The organism is Streptomyces sp. NPDC005195, from assembly GCF_040608315.1.
Lineage (GTDB): Bacteria > Actinomycetota > Actinomycetes > Streptomycetales > Streptomycetaceae > Streptomyces > Streptomyces kaempferi.
Genome location: NZ_JBEXHZ010000358.1, coordinates 1 through 1,275, shown reverse-complemented (window position 1 = coordinate 1,275; position 1,275 = coordinate 1). Strand labels below are relative to the sequence as shown.

Below are 1,275 nucleotides of genomic sequence, written 5' to 3'. Positions count from 1 at the left end.
CTAGTGCGTTGTCCACGAACGTTTGCCGGGGTTGTTTAGGCGGCTTGAGGCCGTGGCCGTCCCCAGCGTTGCTGGCGTTCGCTGCGGACCTTGGCGCGTTCGCGGCGTTGGGCGGCCAGGACGTCAGGGTGACGGGCATGCGCGTTGCGCCACCGTAGGTAGTCCTGCAGCTTCCGGGCCAGGACGGTGTGGTTCGGGTGGTCGGAACCGCCGATGACGAAGTTCCGTAGGGGTCCGAACTGGGCCTCGATGGGGTTGGCCCATGACGCGCTGGTCGGCGTCAGGCACAACTCGACCTTGTTCTTGTCCGCCCAGGCCCGGATCGCTGGCGTCTTGTTCGCCGAGAGGTTATCCATGATCACGTAGATGGGTGCGCCGTCGGGCCGGGCGGCACGGATCGACTTCAGTGCCGCGAGGCTGTGGTCGCCGCCTTTGCGGCGCCGGGTCACGCCCCACAACTGGTCGTCGCCGAAGGAGTAGCAGCCGTGGAAGTAGCGGATGCCGTGGGTGCGGTGATAGGTGGCCGGCAGCCGGTCCGGCTTCTTCTCCCCGGCCCAGGAGGCGCCGTGGCAGGGCCGGATCGACAGCGGCCCGAACTGGTCGAAGGCGAAGCAGCGATCCGGGAAATGCCTGGTCACGTGCTCAATGCGGTCGAGCTTGATGTCCTTGTCGGGATCCTTGGACTCCTTCCAGGTTCGCGTGCGCTGGAAGGAGATCCCGTGCTCGTGCAGGATCTGCCGTAATCGTTCCCGGCCGATCTTCACCGTCCGGACCCGATTGCGCGCCAGGTGGTCGGCGAGCTTGCGAAGACTCCAGTGCGTGAACGGACGCCCCAGCGCCGCCGGGCGGGTCTTGGCCGTCGCGATGATGAACTCGCGTTCATCGTCGCCGATCAGGCGGGGACGGCCTCCCGCCCACCGAGGGTCCAGCGCGGCCAGGCCCCTCTCGTTGAACGCATGGACAACGTCTCGAACGGTGTCCTCATGAGCAGCGACCAGCCGGGCGATCGCCGTCACCGGGGTCCCCGATGCCGACGCCATGATGATCAGTGCCCGTCGGACCCGCACCGACTCATGTCTGCCCCGTCGGACGATCCGCTGCAGCTTCTGCCCCTCTTCATCCGTCAACCGCCGTGCCCTGACCGGCTCTGCCATCCACGACCTCACCCTCAACAGCGACCACGTTGCCATCGAGAGTGAGGCTGACAGAACGAGCACCACGAACACCAACCACCCGGTCACCCGACCCGGCCAACGTTCGTGGACAACGCACTAG

The 1,275-nt window shown here is 66.7% G+C and carries 1 protein-coding gene; it reads right to left on the bottom strand.

Features of this window, described 5'->3' with window-relative positions; translation table 11 throughout:
• Positions 1 to 35: 35 nt before the first annotated feature.
• Positions 36 to 1,154 carry an IS630 family transposase gene (locus ABZV34_RS39645; RefSeq protein WP_356288214.1) on the bottom strand — a complete coding sequence of 373 codons (1,119 nt, stop codon included), beginning with the start codon at positions 1,152 to 1,154 and terminating at the stop codon, positions 36 to 38.
• Between the last annotated feature and the right edge of the window lie 121 nt (positions 1,155 to 1,275).

Bases quoted from the DNA above. Each gene is read 5' to 3' on its own strand.
- ABZV34_RS39645 (WP_356288214.1), bottom strand. From the start codon at position 1,154: ATGGCAGAGCCGGTCAGGGCACGGCGGTTGACGGATGAAGAGGGGCAG.